At 56.8% G+C, this 18002-nt stretch carries 15 protein-coding genes; 8 read left to right on the forward strand and 7 right to left on the reverse strand.

What is annotated here, in order from left to right; genetic code table 11:
• Positions 1–3: 3 nt before the first annotated feature.
• The 5 genes from BMZ66_RS15155 to clpB all read left to right on the forward strand — a co-directional run bounded on the left by BMZ66_RS15155 (position 4) and on the right by clpB (position 5918).
• Positions 4–576 (forward strand): DUF3800 domain-containing protein, encoded by a 573-nt coding sequence (locus BMZ66_RS15155; protein WP_092675321.1) that lies wholly within the window; start codon positions 4–6, stop codon positions 574–576.
• 55 nt (positions 577–631) lie between these two features.
• The gene (locus tag BMZ66_RS25570; RefSeq protein ID WP_177204750.1) at positions 632–772 is read left to right on the forward strand and encodes a hypothetical protein; all 141 of its coding nucleotides are present in this window, start codon (positions 632–634) and stop codon (positions 770–772) included.
• A gap of 438 nt (positions 773–1210) precedes the next feature.
• Positions 1211–1819 carry a hypothetical protein gene (locus tag BMZ66_RS25165; protein WP_143080231.1) on the forward strand — a complete coding sequence of 203 codons (609 nt, stop codon included), beginning with the start codon at positions 1211–1213 and terminating at the stop codon, positions 1817–1819.
• 83 nt (positions 1820–1902) lie between these two features.
• Complete coding sequence (locus BMZ66_RS15165) at positions 1903–3123, forward strand: ATP-binding protein (protein ID WP_177204751.1); 1221 nt, start codon at positions 1903–1905, stop codon at positions 3121–3123.
• A 185-nt stretch (positions 3124–3308) separates the two neighbouring features.
• Positions 3309–5918, forward strand: a complete 2610-nt coding sequence (gene clpB, locus BMZ66_RS15170) for an ATP-dependent chaperone ClpB (RefSeq protein WP_092675335.1) — start codon at positions 3309–3311, stop codon at positions 5916–5918.
• Positions 5919–5993: 75 nt separating this feature from the next.
• Here the strand turns inward: clpB and BMZ66_RS25170 are convergent, their stop codons facing one another.
• The 3 genes from BMZ66_RS25170 to BMZ66_RS15180 all read right to left on the reverse strand — a co-directional run bounded on the left by BMZ66_RS25170 (position 5994) and on the right by BMZ66_RS15180 (position 8548).
• Complete coding sequence (locus BMZ66_RS25170; RefSeq protein WP_143080232.1) at positions 5994–6410, reverse strand: hypothetical protein; 417 nt, start codon at positions 6408–6410, stop codon at positions 5994–5996.
• 358 nt (positions 6411–6768) lie between these two features.
• The gene (locus tag BMZ66_RS15175; RefSeq protein ID WP_143080233.1) at positions 6769–7722 is read right to left on the reverse strand and encodes a hypothetical protein; all 954 of its coding nucleotides are present in this window, start codon (positions 7720–7722) and stop codon (positions 6769–6771) included.
• Positions 7723–8119: 397 nt separating this feature from the next.
• Positions 8120–8548: a hypothetical protein gene (locus tag BMZ66_RS15180; protein ID WP_143080234.1), complete on the reverse strand. Its 429-nt coding sequence runs from the start codon at positions 8546–8548 to the stop codon at positions 8120–8122.
• A 149-nt stretch (positions 8549–8697) separates the two neighbouring features.
• On the opposite strand from BMZ66_RS15180, the gene BMZ66_RS15185 reads away from it, so the two are divergent.
• Both BMZ66_RS15185 and BMZ66_RS15190 read left to right on the forward strand, forming a co-directional pair.
• Positions 8698–9294 carry a HupE/UreJ family protein gene (locus tag BMZ66_RS15185; protein ID WP_092675347.1) on the forward strand — a complete coding sequence of 199 codons (597 nt, stop codon included), beginning with the start codon at positions 8698–8700 and terminating at the stop codon, positions 9292–9294.
• A 171-nt stretch (positions 9295–9465) separates the two neighbouring features.
• Positions 9466–11820, forward strand: a complete 2355-nt coding sequence (locus BMZ66_RS15190) for a M1 family metallopeptidase (RefSeq protein WP_092675351.1) — start codon at positions 9466–9468, stop codon at positions 11818–11820.
• A 117-nt stretch (positions 11821–11937) separates the two neighbouring features.
• Here BMZ66_RS15190 and BMZ66_RS15195 read toward each other — a convergent pair whose 3' ends face one another.
• The 3 genes from BMZ66_RS15195 to BMZ66_RS15205 all read right to left on the reverse strand — a co-directional run bounded on the left by BMZ66_RS15195 (position 11938) and on the right by BMZ66_RS15205 (position 14953).
• A complete protein-coding gene (locus BMZ66_RS15195; protein ID WP_177204752.1) occupies positions 11938–12612 on the reverse strand; it encodes a cytochrome b/b6 domain-containing protein in 675 nt (224 codons plus the stop codon).
• A gap of 13 nt (positions 12613–12625) precedes the next feature.
• The gene (locus BMZ66_RS15200) at positions 12626–13867 is read right to left on the reverse strand and encodes a pyridoxal phosphate-dependent aminotransferase (protein WP_092675357.1); all 1242 of its coding nucleotides are present in this window, start codon (positions 13865–13867) and stop codon (positions 12626–12628) included.
• Between the two features lie 135 nt (positions 13868–14002).
• Positions 14003–14953 carry an N-acetylmuramoyl-L-alanine amidase gene (locus tag BMZ66_RS15205; protein WP_214607009.1) on the reverse strand — a complete coding sequence of 317 codons (951 nt, stop codon included), beginning with the start codon at positions 14951–14953 and terminating at the stop codon, positions 14003–14005.
• 86 nt (positions 14954–15039) lie between these two features.
• Between BMZ66_RS15205 and BMZ66_RS15210 the strand changes: the two genes are divergently transcribed.
• Positions 15040–16131: a beta propeller repeat protein gene (locus BMZ66_RS15210; protein WP_092675363.1), complete on the forward strand. Its 1092-nt coding sequence runs from the start codon at positions 15040–15042 to the stop codon at positions 16129–16131.
• Between the two features lie 89 nt (positions 16132–16220).
• Here BMZ66_RS15210 and rny read toward each other — a convergent pair whose 3' ends face one another.
• Positions 16221–17909, reverse strand: coding sequence for a ribonuclease Y (gene rny, locus BMZ66_RS15215; protein ID WP_092675366.1), 1689 nt, complete (start codon positions 17907–17909; stop codon positions 16221–16223).
• Positions 17910–18002: the final 93 nt, after the last annotated feature.

An 18002-nucleotide genomic window follows, 5' to 3' on the forward strand; every position in this document is an offset into this window, starting at 1 on the left:
TTCATGTATCTACTCTACGCCGATGAAAGCGGCGACACTGGCTTAGTAGCCAGTCCAACTAAGTACTTCATCCTTTCTGGCTTGGTAGTGCATGAAACAAGGTGGCGCGCCTTCCTGGATGATATCGTTGCATTCCGGCGGCATTTGCGGGCCACAAAAGGGTTGAAGTTGCGCGAGGAAATCCATGCCGCGCCGTTCATTACCAACCCAGGTCCGTTGGTTCGCATCAAGCGCAACGACCAGCTCGATATCCTCAAGCAGTGCCTGGATTTCCTCGGGAATCGCAGCGATATCAGTCTCTGCACCGTGGTAGTGAATAAGACAACGAAATCAGTTGGCTACGACGTGTTTGAGAGTGCTTGGCAAGCCTTGATTCAGCGTTTCGACAACACCATGCGGAACCGCACTACCCCGGCGCTTTTGCCGACCAGCGCGGGCTGGTGCTGCCCGACAACACCGACGGCGGCAAACTCACTGCCCTCATGCGACGCATGCGGCACTACAATCCCGTGCCCAACAACCCTGCTCACCAAACCCAAGGCGCGGGATACCGCAACCTGGCGCTACAATCCGTGATTGAGGACCCGTTCCTTAAAGATTCTGCGCACTCTTTCACCAACTAGTGGATGTAGTGGCCTACGCTGCCCGGCAACTGTATGAGCCCAATGCCTACATGCGCAGTAAACAAGGCCACAACTTCTACGCCCGCCTGCGCCCCGTGCTCAATACCTACGCCAATCGGGCCCATTCGCTGCATCTCGTGCAGCTGTGAAATAAAAAGGGGCCACCTTGCGGCAGCCCCGGGTGAATCCTACTAGGGCGACTAGCACCCGTTCAGATTCACTACAAACTTACAGCTTTCTGTAAGATTAAGTTTCACAGGCGAAAAGCATCTGCTCCACCCACCGCCCCGCCCGCTGCCCCCGCCGCTGAAGAAACGGGAGCTTCTGTGTTGCCTGCTTTGAGATATAAAGGCCCAAGTATGAACCTTTGACTTGTATGGGCAGTATTACAACTGCCTGTTACTACTTTGGCCCGGACCTTGTAACTTTGCTTTCATGAACACGACAATTCCTAAGTCTAACGCTATCAAGACGGTTGCGCCTGCTGTTACACCTCCAACAGGATGTGTGAGTCAAGTAGGAACTTTCCGCCCTGTACAGCCAAAAGAGTTAGAGGCTAAGCGCCGTAAAGCATACCCTTACTTATTTTGATTCCCGGTGATTTCCCGGGTAATGCTTACCCATTCCGCTTTATTATCGAAAAGCCGCCCTATTCCCCAGGCGGCTTTTTGCTTGAGCGCTACATCTGTCCGTTTCAAACGAAAAAGGGTCGTCATTACATTATTCAGGCCGAACAATACCAGCATCATATTTACGTGCTGAAGTTTTACCTCAAAGCTCATCGTTACGAGCGTGACCCTGAACCTAAGTACGCATACCAAACCAACGATGGCCCAGCGGAAGCTATTCGAATTTTAAATACCTGCTTAGCTGTAATGCTCCATATTCTGAAACGTGACCCATTGGCTTCTGGCGGATTTATTGGCACACCAAAGCCAATTGAACTAAAAGATGATCCAACCAATGCCCAACGGTTTCGCATTTATTCGCAGTTAGCTAGTGACTTTTTCCCGCCTGAACGGTGGGACCACCAACACAGCCCTGAAACTAACGCTTATCTTTTGCTTAATAGGACTGCGTTAGACGAGCATCCATATTTACTCGAAAAGGCGCAGGCTATGTTTCAAGCACTCTATCCTGAGTTCTCTACAGCTACTACCTTGCGCCCGATAATTCCAATCGCCAGGATAGGTTAGTATGCGGAAGCTTTTTAGTTTGCTTTTGCTTAGAATTCTCCCGGTATAATAAAATTAAGAGTAATAATATGGCAAGCGCAAAGATGATGACGAAAGAGGATAAACTTTTGCGCTTAGAGGACGTTTTCAGTCCTACTGCGCCAATCGAAAATAAAGACCTTTTTTATGGACGCAGAGAGCAGTTTAAAGGTTTATACGATGCACTTAAGCAGCGTGGGTCGCATGCAGTATTGTATGGCGATAGGGGGGTTGGGAAAACCTCTCTGGCCAATATGGCCGTAACCTTCTTTCCTGATACGATAGCATCGAAAGTTACTTGTAATAGAACAGAAGACTTTAAAGCTATCTGGGAGAAAGCTTTAAAGAAAATAAAGTTTTATGCAGACAAGAAAGGCGTAGGATTTACTGCAGAAGTACGTCAAGAGTCTGTTCAACTGGACCTTTTTCTTCCAGAAAAGGATGAATTAGATTCCACAGATATTCAACAAGTATTTGAGAACCTTTCAACTCGCCTACTAATCATATTTGATGAGTTTGATAGCATTACTAACATAGAGACAAAGACTCGGATGGCGGATACCATCAAGGCTTTGTCAGATAACGTTCATAATGTCACTGTCCTCATTGTTGGTATCGCGGACAATGTAGCAGATTTACTTGGCGAGCATCCATCGCTAGAGAGGTGTTTGATGCAGATTCAGATGCCACGGATGTCAGATGATGAATTAAAAGAAATTATTGATAATGGGCTTAGGAAGCTCGATTTGGAAATTATCGAAAATGTCAGAGAAAAAATTATTGAATATTCTTCGGGGTTTCCTCATTATACTCATGCTATATGCAAATCTGCAGCTGCATACGCAATAAACAGTGAGTCTAATACTGTATCAATAACACATTTTACTTATGCGGTAAAAAGAGCTATTCACAGCACCTCTCAATCTTTGCGTAACTCATATCAAAAAGCAATAATAAATTCCAAGGGGCCATCTCATTTTGAGGAAGTATTAGCGGCTTGTTCATCTGCCTATTTAGATGACTATGATTGTTTTACAAATAGTGGAGCGTTAGAGCACTTTAAAGGCAAAAAGAAGACGAATTCTAATATGACGACGACTGATTTTCGTTATTATTTGGATGCGCTCTGCAAAGATGAAAAGGGCCCAATCTTGGAGAAGGTAGGTCAAGGGAGCAACCTTCGTTATAAGTTCATAAACCCAATTATGCGAGCATTTATACGGTTAAAGGTTTATGATAAGCGAATAGAGAATAACAAAGTGTTCGAACAGGATAAACTTATTTAATTCTAGAAGCCGAATGAATTATTTGTGAGGTTACGTATTGACGTTGTGGGCTGAAATTTTGTCTGAACACACATCCTCAGATTTATAATTTTCCGCCAAAAAGTCCGAAAAAGCCCCTTAGCACCCCCTTTGCTAGTCCCCTCGTAGAACTTCTACACTGAAGCACCTACTAAGAGACTACGACAATGGACTTTAAAAACTTCACCATCAAGGCGCAGGAGGCCGTGCAGAAGGCCACTGAAATCGCCGGGGGCAACCAGCAGCAGGCCGTGGAAACGGGCCACCTGCTGAAGGCCCTCTTCCAGAGCGACGAGAGCGTCTTCTCGTTTCTCGCCAGCAAGCTCGGGGCGAACCTCAACATCCTCACCCCGCGGCTCGACGCCATCGTGGCCGCTTACCCCAAGGTGAGCGGCGGCTCGCCCTACTTCGCCAACGAGGCCGCTGCCGCCGTGCAGCGCGCCACCGCGGCCATGAAGGACATGGGCGACGAATTTGTATCCGTGGAACACCTGCTGCTCGGCATCCTCGGCGGCAAGGACGCTGTGGCCACCCTGCTCAAAGACACCGGCTTCAACGACAAGGACCTGAAAGCTGCCATCAAGGAGCTGCGCGGCGGCCGCAAAGTCACGAGCCCGAGCGCCGAAGACCAGTACCAGAGCCTGAACCGCTACGCCCGCAACCTCAACGAGCAGGTGCGCGCCGGCAAGATGGACCCCGTGATTGGCCGCGACGAGGAAATCCGCCGCGTGCTGCAAATCCTCTCGCGCCGCACCAAAAACAACCCCGTGCTACTCGGCGAGCCCGGCGTGGGCAAAACCGCCATTGTGGAGGGCCTGGCCCAGCGCATCGTGGCCGGCGACGTGCCCGAAAACCTGCGCGACAAAACCATCATGAGCCTCGACATGGGCCTGCTGGTAGCAGGAGCCAAGTACAAGGGCGAGTTTGAGGAGCGCCTCAAGGCCGTCATTAAAGAAGTGACCGACTCCGAAGGTCAGATTGTGCTCTTCATCGACGAGATGCACACCCTCATCGGGGCCGGCGGTGGGGGCGAAGGCGCTATGGACGCTGCCAACCTGCTCAAGCCCGCCCTGGCGCGCGGCGAGCTGCACGCCATCGGGGCCACCACGCTCAAGGAATACCAGAAGTACATCGAGAAAGACAAGGCCCTGGAGCGCCGCTTCCAGGCCGTGATGGTGGACGAGCCCAGCATTGAGGACGCCATCAGCATCATGCGCGGCATCAAGGAGAAGTACGAGCTGCACCACGGCGTGCGCATCACCGACGACGCCGTGATTGCGGCCGTGGAGCTGAGCGCCCGCTACATTACCGACCGCTTCCTGCCCGACAAGGCCATCGACCTCATGGACGAGTCGGCCGCCAAGCTGCGCATCGAGCTGAACTCCATGCCCGTGGAGCTCGACGAAATCCAGCGCCGCATCATGCAGCTCGAGATTGAGCGCGAGGCCATCCGCCGCGAAAACAACCACGACCGCGAAGCCGTGCTCAGCAAGGACCTGGCCGAGCTCAACGACAAGCGCGACAGCCTCAAGGCCCGTTGGGAAAGCGAAAAAGGCATCCTAACCGGCATCCAGACGCAGAAAGAAGCCATCGAACAGTTCAAATTGGAGGCTGAGCAAGCCGAGCGCCAGGGCGATTACGCTCGGGTAGCGGAGCTGCGCTACGGCAAGATTCAGGAGGCCGAAGTCAAGCTCAAGGAGCTGCAGGAGCAAGCCAACGAGAACAAAGACGGCGGCACCATGCTGCAGGAAGAAGTCACCAGCGAAAGCATTGCCGAGGTGGTGGCCAAGTGGACCGGCATCCCGGTAAGCAAAATGCTGCAGTCGGACCGTGAGAAGCTGCTGCACCTGGAAGCCGAGCTTGGTAAACGAGTAGCAGGACAGTCCGAAGCCATCGCGGCCATCTCCGACGCCGTGCGCCGCTCCCGCGCCGGCCTGCAAGACCCCAAGCGGCCCATCGGCTCGTTTATCTTCCTCGGCTCGACCGGCGTGGGCAAAACCGAGCTGGCCAAGGCCCTGGCCGAGTACCTGTTCAACGACGAAAACGCCATGGTGCGCATCGACATGAGCGAGTACCAGGAGCGCCACGCCACCTCGCGCCTGATAGGCGCGCCTCCCGGCTACGTGGGCTACGACGAAGGCGGCCAGCTCACCGAGGCCGTGCGCCGCAAGCCCTATTCGGTGGTGTTGCTCGACGAAATCGAGAAAGCCCACCCGGACGTGTTCAACATCCTGCTGCAAGTGCTCGACGATGGCCGCCTCACCGACAACAAAGGCCGGATGGCGAACTTCAAGAACACCATCATCATCATGACCTCCAACACGGGCGCCGACATCATTCAGAAGAATTTCAAAGAGCTGAACGAGTACAACCACGACGAAGTGGTGGACCGCACCCGCGAGGAAGTAGTAGAGCGCCTCAAGCAGCACATGCGCCCCGAGTTCCTGAACCGCATCGACGAAATCGTGATGTTCCAGCCCCTCAAGCGCAAGGAAATTCGCAAGATTGTCGACATCCAGTTCAAGCAAATCCAGCAGCGCCTGGAAGAAGCCGGCATCCGGCTGGAAGCCACGCCCGAAGTGCTCGACTACCTCGGCGAGGCCGGGTTCGACCCGCAGTTTGGTGCCCGTCCGCTCAAGCGCGTGCTGCAGCGCGTGATTCTTAATGAGCTGTCAAAGGACATTCTTTCGGGCCGCGTGACAAAAGACGCGGTGGTAGAAGCGGTGCTGGAAGACGGCGCGGTGAAGTTTGAGAACGTAGAAATGCCGGCGGTGTAATTGTCGGTTGGTTTTAAATAAAAAGGCCCCCAGGAAATTTCCAACGGGGCCTTTTTTTATTGCAGGTTCACGAATTTAATTGGCGAAATACTTCGACCTTCTCAGCCGGCGTTGAACGTAAGCAGGCAGTGTTTTGCCTGCTTCGTACTCACTTAATAATCTGCTTTCCCGGGCGCTACTAAAGCGAGTGAGTTTACTAATGCCAATGACAGCAGGTATGCCGCCGAATAGAGCTACTCCGGTTGCAGTGCCAGCAGGTGTACTTGTAAATCCTCCGGCAGTACTGCTACTGGCTGCTACTGTAATAATGCGAATAGCAAAAGCGCTTCCAACCACTGTCCAGATAATTCCTCCGGTGCGGTGCTTGCTGAACATGTTACTAATTGCACGAACTGTGTCGGCACGCGAAAATGCTTGTGAAGCGGGGCGTTGGGCATGCGCATTCAGGGCGATTGCCAGAATGAAGCTCAAAATGAGTAAATGTTTTTTCATGGTAGCTGCAGGAGGTAAAAAAGTAATCCGCACGAAATCTGGATGGTCAATACCCAGTACGCTCTAAAGTCAAATCTACTGCCGTTGCGCCCACTCTGGCGCGAGTTTAGGCGCAGCCGTGACTCGTGACCGGCTATGATGTGGAGGCTGTGCCTCCACTGCCGCGCAAGCGGCATAGCAATGCTGCCTAGCCCGCATAACTAAGCAAGTCGTTCTGCTGCGAGGCCCAGCCTCGCCCGATGAACAGTCACGAGTTACGCTGCGCTAAACTCGCGCCAGCAGAACGAACCAGAAACGCCAGCCACCGCCGTCAGCCACGGCGGCGGGGTGGGGGTAGCGGGCTGCCCTGCTAAATCCCTCACTTACGTCGGCGGGCAGCTCGGCGCTCTAGTCGCTCGCGGTAGGTACGACCCGACGCAATGTGCTTGGTTTTAAGTTGTGCCCGCAGGCTTGCGGGCAGCGGGGTTCCGGCCAAGTAGCTCGTGCGCAACGCTTCAAACTTATCGGTGGAATACGGCGCATTGTGAATATACATGTACGCCACGCCGCCCGTCATCAACGCTAGGCCGAGGGCTATTTGCCCACCAGACGGTTCGTTGCTCTGGGGTTGAGAATAGGGCGTGGAAGGGGTGCTGGTGCCGCTGGCCCCGGTCATGAGGCGAAGCCCCGGCAGCGCCAGTAGTATGGGCAGTTGTCCGTTCAGGCGCTTTGCCAGAAACAACCCCAGCACCGCATCAAGGGTGTCTTGCCGGGCATCGGCCAGCGTTTGGGGTGGGGCTGCGAGGGGCGCATCGGTCACTGGAGTTTCTGTATTCTGAGGCGCGGGCCCACTGCTGCCTGGCGTTGGCGCAGGGGAAGTGCTGCTCAAGGCCAGGAAGGGGTTGGGGGCCGAAGCCGTGCCGTGCAAAGGGGCGAAGTTGTCGCGCAGTCGACGCACCACATCGGCTGGCAGATGACCGGTGGCGGCCAAGTCGCGCAGCACGCGCTGCTCGCGTCCCCAGCCAAACTGAATAACTTTTTTGGTGCCCAACAGTGCCAGGCCCGAGCCAATGACCACGCCCGGCGTCCAGACGCCAGCACTGGTGGCTTGTTGGGCGGGAATAATGGATGCCGCCATGCCCACCCCGCCAAATGCCAGCCACCCAAACCCGCCGCCGCGCCGGCTCTTGAAAAGCTCGTGCACAGCGCGGGCCGTGTCGAGCCGGGTGAGGACGGGTGTGGCCGCCTCACCCGTGGCCGCCGGTTGCTGGGCGTGGGCCGGGATTGTAATTAAAAAGCAAAGTAGAAGCAGAAGAAAGTAGAGTTTGGACATGCTGAGCAGTTTGTAGTAAATAGGCACAAGATACTAGCGGCCGTTTGGTTGTGTGCTTCGAGTTCCTTGTGCCCCGGCTACGGTACATTGCCTGTGGATGAAATAGTAAACCGACTGTTTGGTTCGGTTTACTATTTCATCGCGAAGTGGAATGCGAAAATCGGCTGGCGGAGGTAGAGACGCAATATGTTGCGTCTCGTCGTTGAACGACTGTTGAACGACTTGAATAGAACAACTCAATGGCGCGGTCCCGAAGACGCAAAATGTTGCGTCTCTACCTCGTTCTCGCAAACCACTTCGTGAGCAGTATATCTCCGCGCTGCAGCCCTTTCCAATCGTTCATCAAGTGCTATTCCAGGCCAGTGTCCTGAGTGTCCGGCGCTACGCCAAGCCTACCTCATTTACCATCCCGAGGCACCGCAAAGTGCCGGCGCCTCAAGCGGCTGCTGATTGCTGAGGGCAGGGGCTGGCCCTGCTCGTAGGCGCCGATGGCAGCGCCTTCTCGCTCCGGCGTAACCTCTTTTTGCCGGCTTTTCCCCACCAGCAGCAGCGGCACTCCCACGGCCCCCAGCCCAATGGCACTCATGTACACCGCGGCCCCACTCAGGTCATCGGAAGCAGCGGCTCCTGCTACTGTCGCGGCCGCAGCGAGGCCAATGGTAATGCCGCCGGCCGTAGCCAGTGAACTGGCGCTGGCCCGGCGCTCCTCAAACAATGCCCGCACGGCGCGCACCGTATCGGCCCTGGAATACTTGGTTTGGGCAGTAGCTGGCAACCCGAGGCAAGCCAGGCACAGCAGAATGATTGAACAAGCCCGGTGAGTCATTGGCTGAAATGGCTAGGTAGGCGGTTTGCCCTCCATTTAACCAAGATAATGCAGTTCCTTTATTTTGCATTTCGGAGCCCGCTGGGCCAGAAGGCAGTTTCAGCAAAATCCCGACCTTCACGACTCGCTTTAGTAAAACTGCACATCTGATGTCCGTTTTTCAAACTTATCTGCAGCTGGGCTTCCTGCACATCTGTACGCCGCGGGCCGCCGACCACCTCACGTTTCTGCTGGCGCTGTGCGCGCCCTACGTGCTGGCCGACTGGCGCCGGGTGCTGGCCTTGGTCACGAGTTTCACGGTGGGGCACTCGCTCACGCTGGCCTTGGCCACGTTGGGCATCGTGGCCATCAACCCCACGCTCATCGAAGCGCTGATTCCGATTACCATCATGGTCACGGCGCTGTTCAACATGCGCGGAGCCAGCCGCGTGCTCAAGCCGCGGGCGCCCCTGATGCTGGCCACCACCTCCAATTTCCTGGCCCTGGGCTTTGGTCTGATTCACGGCTTAGGTTTTTCCAATTACCTGCAGTCGTTGCTGGGCGCCAACAGCCGGCCCGTGCTTGAGCTGCTGGCCTTCAACGTGGGCGTTGAACTAGGGCAGGTACTGATTGTGTCCGTTATTCTGCTGGTGGGCGCCGTGCTGCTGCGGGGCCTGGGCGTGGCGCGCCGCGACTGGCTGCTCACCACCAGCGGCGCAGCCTTGGGCATTGCCACCGTGCTGCTACTGCAGCAGCTGTGGCCCTGATTTTGAATTTTTGTGCTGCGCGCTTGTTCAGCGCAAATGAGGCCGGTATCTGCCCGATACCCAGCCAATAGCAGCAAGCGCTGGGCGGGCAACTAATTGCCGGCCAGCGCAACCTATTTCGTATCTTCGCCGACCTTCCCGGCTAAGGCTATTCTAAATTACTTTTTCTTCATGCGTCGTTTTCTATTAGCCGGCTTGGTGCTGGCTTTGGCCGGCCAGCTGCCCGCCACTGCCCAAACCACCAACTCGGGCACCGACAAATTTGCACAGCTCGAAACGCTGCTGCCCGGCCCCAACTCTTACCGCACGGCCAGCGGCGCGCCCGGCAAAGACTACTGGCAACAGCGGGCCGACTACGACATCCAGGTCACGCTCGACGACGCCAAGCAGGCCATCAGTGGCCGCGAGACCATCACCTACACCAACCTCTCGCCCGACGTGCTGCCCTACCTCTGGCTGCAGCTCGACCAGAACATTCTGGACAAAAACTCGATAACCACCGCCACCCAGGTCAGTCAGCTGCAGGAAAAAATGACTTTCCAGGCGCTGGAAGGCATGCTGTCGGATTTTGACGGCGGTTTCAAAATCGAAAGCGTGACGGGCAAAGACGGCAAGACTCTCAAAACGGTAATCAACCACACCATGATGCGCGTGGACCTGCCCACGCCCCTGCGCCCCGGCCAGTCCTTCGCCTTCAACGTGAAGTGGCGCTACAACATCAACGACCAGCTGAAAATCAGCGAGCGCAGCGGCTACGAGTACTTCCCCGAGGATAAGAACTACCTCTACGAAATCGCGCAGTTTTACCCGCGCATGGCCGTCTATTCCGACAACCAGGGTTGGCAGCACAAGCAGTTCCTCGGCAACGGCGAGTTTACCCTGCCCTTTGGCGACTACAAGGTGAGCATCACCGCCCCCGCCGACCACGTGGTGGGCGCCACCGGCACGCTTCAGAACGCCGCGCAGGTACTAACCTCTGCACAGCAAAAGCGGTTGGAGCAAGCCAAAACGGCCAAGAAACCGGTGCTCATCGTCAGCCAGGCCGAAGCCGTGCAGGCCGAAGGCAAGCGCGCCACCGGCACCAAAACGTGGACCTACGCGGCCAAGAACGTGCGCGACTTTGCCTGGGCTTCCTCGCGCAAGTTCATTTGGGACGCCATGCAGATTAAGCAAAACGGCAAGCCCGTGCTGTGCATGTCGTACTACCCCAAGGAGGGCAACCCGCTCTGGGGCCAGTACTCGACCGAAGTGGTGGCCCACACCATCAAGACCTACTCCAAGTACACCATTCCCTACGAATATCCCGTGGCCATTTCCGTGCACGGCCCGGTGGGTGGTATGGAGTACCCGATGATATGCTTCAACGGCGGCCGCCCCGAGAAGGACGGCACCTATTCGGCACAGCGGAAATACGGGATGATTTCGGTGATTATCCACGAAGTGGGGCACAACTTCTTCCCCATGATTATCAACTCCGACGAGCGGCAGTGGTCGTGGATGGACGAGGGCCTGAACACGTTTGTGCAGTACCTCACCGAGCAGGAGTGGGAGCGCAACTACCCGTCGGTACGCGGCGAGCCGGCCAACATCGTATCGTATATGCGGACGGATAAGAGCCTGCAAACGCCGATTATGACCAACTCGGAGTCGGTATTGCAGTTCGGCCCTAACGCCTACGCCAAGCCGGCTACGGCCCTGAACATCCTGCGCGAGACGGTGATGGGGCGCGAGCTCTTCGACCACGCCTTCAAGACCTACGCCCAGCGCTGGGCCTACAAGCACCCCACGCCCGCCGACTTCTTCCGCACGATGGAAGACGCCTCGGCCGTGGACCTGGACTGGTTCTGGCGCGGCTGGTTCTACACCACCGACCGCTCTGACCTCGCCTTGGAAAGCGTCAAGTACTACACCCCGAGCACCGGCGACCCGGCCGTGGAGAAGGCCCGCCAGCAACAGCTGCAAGCGGCGGCCGCCCCCTCCATCTCGGCCCAGCGCAACGCCACCGCCCTCACCAGCACGCTAGTGGACGAGAAGCCCGAGCTCAAGGACTTCTACAACCAGTACAACCCGCTGGCCGTCACGCCCGCCGACCAGCAGCGCTACACCGCCTACCTGGGCGGCCTCAGCCCCGAGCAGCGCCAGCGCCTGGGCCAGCAGCAGCACTTCTACGAACTGAGCCTGCGCAACGTCGGCGGCCTGGTCATGCCCGTCATCGTCCAGCTCACCTACGCCGATAAGTCCACCGAAATCCAGACCATCCCGGCCGAAATCTGGCGCAAGAACAACGCGCAGGTCAGCAAGATTATCGTCACCAAGCAGCCCGTCGTCTCCTTCGTGCTCGACCCCTTCCAGCAGACGGCCGACACGGACCTGAGCAACAACGCCTTCCCCCGCCAGGCCGCCGCCTCCCGCTTCGAGCTCTTCCAGCAGCAGCAACCCGCCCCCCAGAACCCCATGCAGCAGGCCCAGTCGGCCAGCCCCGCTCCCAAGCAGGAGCAAAAGCCTGTGGGTGGCGGAGGTCAGTAATTGACCTTAGTCAACGCACAAAAAAAGCGGCTCGATTGAGCCGCTTTTTTTATGCGTTATAATCGTAGTCAAGTGTCGCGTCTCTACACCGTTTCCAATTGATTGTTGCATAAGGTCTTAATCCTTACGTGCGTCGCCGCCTATCATTCTTGAGGTTAGCCCCGACTTTTTCACAACTTCGCTCCACACCACACCCACTACGTGCACCACAAAAAAGGCGATAATCAAGTACATGGTGACATTGTGAATTTCCTCGGCGGTGTGTTCAATTTGGTCGAAAAAGGCAACCTCGTTGTGGTAAGTAAGGATGATGCCGGTGATGACCATAACGGTCAGAAAGACATAGAACAGCGCGTAGGTGCTGCGGGCATAAAGCGCCACCCCAGCATCGCCCTTGTCGGCCGGAGCAGCCAAGCGGTAGCGGCGCGCAACCGCCATCAAACGGCTTGAAAATCGCATTTCCGAAGGCCCGCGCAGCTCCAGAATCACGCGAAACAGCCAGAATGCGGCCAGCGCCAAGCCCAAGTAGATGTGCCATTCCCAGATGCGCTCACTCAGAATGTGCGTGAGCGAACGGGCCTGCTTCTCCGTGAGGGCGATGTTTTCCTTGGCCATGGTTTCCTGAAACTCCGGCACGGCCGAGCGGGCGTTTACAATCACCCGCTGAAATAAGATGGTTAGGAGCTGTCCACTGACCAGCAGTGCATTGCCCCAGTGCCAGATGCGTACGGGCGCGCTGTAGTCGTTGATGGGGGCGTGGGTAACGGGCGCCAGGGTCGAAGTCGGGTTCATCAGAAAAAAGAAATCAAGCGGTGAGGGCGGGAACTGCATCGGCAACCATGGCCGGCAGGGGAGCCGTGCGGCCGGGATACGCCAGCAGGGCGAGTTCGAGGCAGGTGAGGGCGGCGGCGAGGTCGGTGCGGTTGAGCACGTAGGCCAGGCGTACTTCCTGTTGGCCCAGGCCCGGCGTTTGGTAGAAGCCATTGGCGGGGGAAAGCATTAGGGTTTGGTTTTCGTGGGAGAAGCTCTCCAGCAGCCAGCGGCCAAATTCCTCGGTGTCGTCGACGGGCAGGTGGGCCAGCACGTAGAATGCGCCGCCAGGGCGAGGGCACACCACGCCGGGCATGGCCTGCAGCCGGGCCACGGTAAGGTCGCGGCGGGCCTGGTATTCGGCCTTGCTATCGTCGAAGTAGGAGTCGGGCAGGTCGGTGGCGGCTTCGGCCAGCAGCATGCCCAGGCCGGGCGGACTCACCCGCATCTGGGCAAAGCGGAACGCCGCCATGTAAACGTCTTTGTTCATCGTGACCAGGGCACCGACGCGGGCCCCGCAGGCGCTGTAGCGCTTCGAAATGGTATCGACCACTACCACGTGTTCTTCCGCACCGGTCAGGTTGAGGGCACTCACGTAAGGGGCATCGTAGCAAAACTCCCGGTAGGCCTCGTCCGATAGCAGGTAGAGGTTATGCGCCTTACACAAGCTGAGGATGCTTTCCAGCTCGGCGCGGCTGTACACGTAGCCGGTAGGATTGCTGGGGTTGCAAATGAGGATGGCCCGGGTGCGCTCCGTAATCACGCGCTCAAAATCGGCCAGCGGCGGCAGGGCAAAGCCATCTTCAATGTGCGCCGTGACGGGCACAATGGTAACGCCCGCCGCAATGGCAAAGGCAGTGTACGTGCCATAAAACGGCTCTTGAATAATGACTTCGTCGCCGGGGTTAAGGCAAGTAAGCAGCGCGAACAGGATGGCTTCGCTGCCGCCCGTGGTCACCATAATGTGTTCGAACTCCACCGGCATGCCGGCGCGCTGGTAGTAGGTGGCCAGCTTGCGGCGGTAGCTTTCGGTGCCCGCGCCGTGGCTGTAGCCTAGCACGCGCAAGTCGGCGTTGCGCATGGCCTCCACTGCCGCCGGGGGCGTCTCAATGTCGGGCTGCCCGATGTTGAGTGGGTACACCACTTTGCCCTGCAGCCGGGCAGCTTCGGCGTAGGGAGCCAGCTTGCGAAACGGCGAGACGGGCATGGCCTGGCCTCGCTGCGATACATGTAACATAGAAAGAAATAGGGTTAGCGGGGCGGCGTGTTCACGCCGGGCTGCTTGGCGCAGTCGGCTCGGAGCAGGCTGCACCGCAAAGTAATTCTAATAAAGCCAGGATAAAATTTGTGGAAGATAATGCCTGATTCCCGCTTACAGGTACTTCTTATAGAGATTGTATAGAATCCGGAGGTCGGCTTCGCTGAGTGGGGCATTCACTTGCTGCTGAATGAAGTGAAGCTTGAACGCTTTCGTGGCCGCTGGCATGTTCCGGGTATCGTACCCAATGATGCGCAAGGCCTCCTGTGGGTTGAAGGCCGGCACCAGCACGCTGTTGAGATGGGCAAGGTGGGCGTCCAGGGCCGCCGTATCGGGCCGGACGGTGCCCGGAACTGCGATTATGGGCAACACCGCCCGCCCCACCAACGCCGCCGTGCTGTCTGGCAAGGGCGGCAGGGGCTCGTAGCCAGGAGGGTCGGGGAGGGGGCCTGCGTCGTACCACAGGCCAAATCCGCCGTCGGCCAGCCGCTTCCAGGGAAACAGCACGCTGGGGTCGGTTTTGCGACTGGGGGCTATATCAGAATGGCCGATGAAGTTGGCAGCTGGGATGTTGTAGGTTTTTTTGAGGCCGGCTAGTACTTTCAGCAGGCTGGCCAGTTGCGCTTCGGCAAAGGGCTCGGTGCCGTTGTTGTCCAGCTCGATGCCAATGGAGGAAGAGTTGATATCGGTGTCGTTGCCCCACTTGGCGGCGCCGCCGTGCCAGGCCCGCAGGTAGTCGTTGAGCATGTGGAATACCCGGCCGTCGCGCCCAATGACGTAGTGGGCACTCACCTGCGTGCGGGTCACCGTAAACGTCTTCAGGGTCTGGGCCGTGGAGTCCTGCGCCGTGTGGTGAATAATCACCATGTTGGGCTTGCGCAGGTTGAAGTTGGTGGTGCCCACCCAATACGGCCCCATTAGCAGGCTATCGGCGCCGGGCGTAAGCACGGGCGTGGCGCGCAAGGACTTGGCATAGGCCTTCACCTGCTGCTTGTAGGAGCGGTTGGTGGTGGCGTAGGGGTTCTTCTGGACGGCGCAGGCAGCGAGGGCGCTGCAGAGAAGCAAGTATGAAGTTGTTCTAATGTAAAGCAAGTGAATAGGGCTTATCTTGATGCGTCAATTTAAGCACCTTACTCTCTACCACCCGTTCTATGCACCACTCGCGCGTCCTTGCCGCCACCCTTGCGCTATTTACGTGCCTTAGTATCAGTAGCTGTAAAAAAGAAACGGAAATTCAAATCAAGGAGGTCGAAAAGAAGTACAGCTGGACAGAAGTATCGGGCCTTATTGGCTTCGAGCGCATCATTCTCAGCACGGGCAGCAACGGGCAATCTATTTACCTGCAGCAGCCCTACTACTTCACGCGCCTCAACACCCTAAACCGCAACCAGGGAATGGTGGTAGCCGGTGGCATACTAAATGGTGACCTGAGTGTACGCTTGGCAATTGGGCGCGAATTTTTTGCGTACCCGGCCACGGATAGCTTGCTCATAATTTGTCGCAACAATGAGCCGACTAATAATAATTACGAGGCATACGTTCAGCTGCGACGGCTCGACCCCAATGCCATCCGTTTCAATACCCGCGTATTCAATCCCATATCAAAGTGCACGGCTATCAACCAAAATAATTATCTGCTGATGTCTTATGACAACAACCGTCCGGACCGTCCCATCACTTTTCTGCTCACAGCAGTGACTCCAGGAGTTCCTGGTACGCGGGTTGTAGCATCATCACAGCGAATTGAAATCCCGAATTCGGGCACAGGTTTCGGTGCTTTTGTAAGAAATATGGCCGCCATCGACGACTATTTTCTAGTATATATTAGCGGTGCAGGCATCTACAAAATCAAACAAAACGGCACGTTCCGTCAGGTCTACAGCCCGGCTACGGTCGATGCTTTCTATAAATGGAATAACACCGTTTATGCTCCGGTTGAGTACAATCAAATACTAACCTCGACGGATAACGGTGAAACCTGGCAGCTTTCTACTGGCACGCCCGACCACTTTACCTTGGCCAATTACTATACAGTAGGCGACAGCTTGGTTGGTGTTTTTCAAAGCAACCTGTTCTCGCTGCGCTGGAACGGCCCGCGTTTCACCAGCCGCTTCTTGAAAAACGACGGACTGGAACGTGCCCGAATTACCGGGATTGAAACCCTGCGCGACACTGTTTACGTGGCTACCACTTCTGGCCTGTTTGCTCGGCCAATTAAGCAGTTCTTTGAGACAAAGAAATAGGCTGTCAACGTTGATTCATTAATAAAAAGCCCCTGCGACTTTCGTTGCGGGGGCTCTTTATTTGGCACGAATTAAATCATGCGCCTGCTTTACTTGGCATAAGCCACAGCGCGCATCTCCCGGATTACGGTAATTTTAATCTGGCCGGGGTACTGCATTTCCTTCTCAATCTTCTGCGAGATTTCGAAGCTCAGCTCGGCGGCGCGCTCATCGGTCACGTTCTCGGCGTCGACCATAACGCGCAGCTCGCGGCCGGCCTGGATGGCGAAGCACTGATTCACGCCCTTGAAGCCGTTGGCGGTTTCTTCGAGCTGCTTGAGGCGCTTGATGTAGCTCTCCATCATCTCGCGGCGGGCGCCGGGGCGCGAGCCCGAAATGGCGTCGCAGGCCTGCACGAGCGGCGAAATCATGGCCGTCATTTCAATCTCATCGTGGTGGGCACCGATGGCATTGACCACGTCGGGGTGCTCTTTCCACTTCTTGGCCATCTCCATGCCCAGTATGGCGTGGGGCAGCTCGGGCTCCTCGCTGCTCACCTTGCCGATGTCGTGCAGCAGGCCGGCGCGCTTGGCTTTCTTCACATCGAGGCCCATTTCGGCGGCCATGGTGGCGCAGAGGTTGGCCACTTCGCGGGAGTGCTGCAGCAGGTTCTGGCCGTAGGAAGAGCGGAAACGCATGCGGCCTACCATCTTAATCAGCTCCGGGTGCAGGCCGTGAATGCCGAGGTCGATGATGGTTTTCTCGCCGATTTCAACAATTTCCTCTTCGATGTTCTTGCGGGTCTTGGCTACGATTTCTTCCACGCGGGCGGGGTGAATGCGGCCGTCTTTCACCAGCAAGTGTAGGGAGAGGCGCGCAATTTCGCGGCGCACCGGGTCGAAGCCCGAGATGATGATGGCTTCGGGAGTGTCGTCGACGATAATCTCAACGCCCGTAGCGGCTTCCAGCGCCCGGATGTTGCGGCCCTCGCGACCAATGATTTTGCCTTTTACGTCGTCGCTTTCAATGTTGAAAATCGACACGCAGTTTTCAATGGCGTGCTCTGATGCGGTGCGCTGAATGGTTTCCAGCACAATCTTCTTGGCGTCCTTGGTGGCCGTGAGTTTGGCCTGAGCCACGGTGTCCTTCACGTAGGAGCTGGCCTGAATCTGGGCTTCGTTTTTGAGGGATTCTACTAGCTGCTCGCGGGCCTCGGCGGCGGTTAAGTTTGCTATGGTTTCAAGCTGGCGCTGCACGCTGTGGAGCTGCTCTTCGGCTTCCCGCTCCTTGGCTTGCAGGGTGGCCATGGCTTCTTCATGGGCAGCGAGGCGCTTCTCGGCCTGGCTTTCCAGCTTGTCGCGAAGCTGCTGGGTGTCGGCCTGAATTTTCTCGCGAGTCTTGTCCAGCTCTTGCTCTTTGCGCTGCAGCTGCTCGAGCTGGCGCTGGGTGGTTTCGGTGAGGAGCTTGATGCTTTGCTCTTGCTCCAACACGCCTTGGCGGCGTTCGGTTAGCTCTTGTTCAAGGGCCAGCTTAAGGCGGCGGCTTTCAATGTCGAATTCGTTGCGGAGGTTCTTGAACTTATTCTTGGACTGCTCCAGCCGCTCATCGGCCTGCTTTATTTTCTCGTCGCGAAGGCGGTTGCCTTTCTCCTCCGCATCGCGGAGGATTTCCTGGGCGCGGGCCGTGGCCTCGCCCTCATGGTTTAGCCGGGCTTTGCCGGCCAGCTGCTTGCCAATCACGAAGCCCAGCACAAGGGAGGCTACCGCGGTTAGCAAACAGTAAATTATTATGGAGGACATATCAGTATGGTTTTTGGGATGGGTAAAAAACCATAACTGGAAGAAACAGTTCTGCCCGGGCTAAAGCGGAAGCGGCCGATTGCCGCGCCGCCC

It is taken from the genome of Hymenobacter arizonensis (assembly GCF_900115775.1).
Taxonomy (GTDB): Bacteria; Bacteroidota; Bacteroidia; order Cytophagales; family Hymenobacteraceae; genus Hymenobacter; species Hymenobacter arizonensis.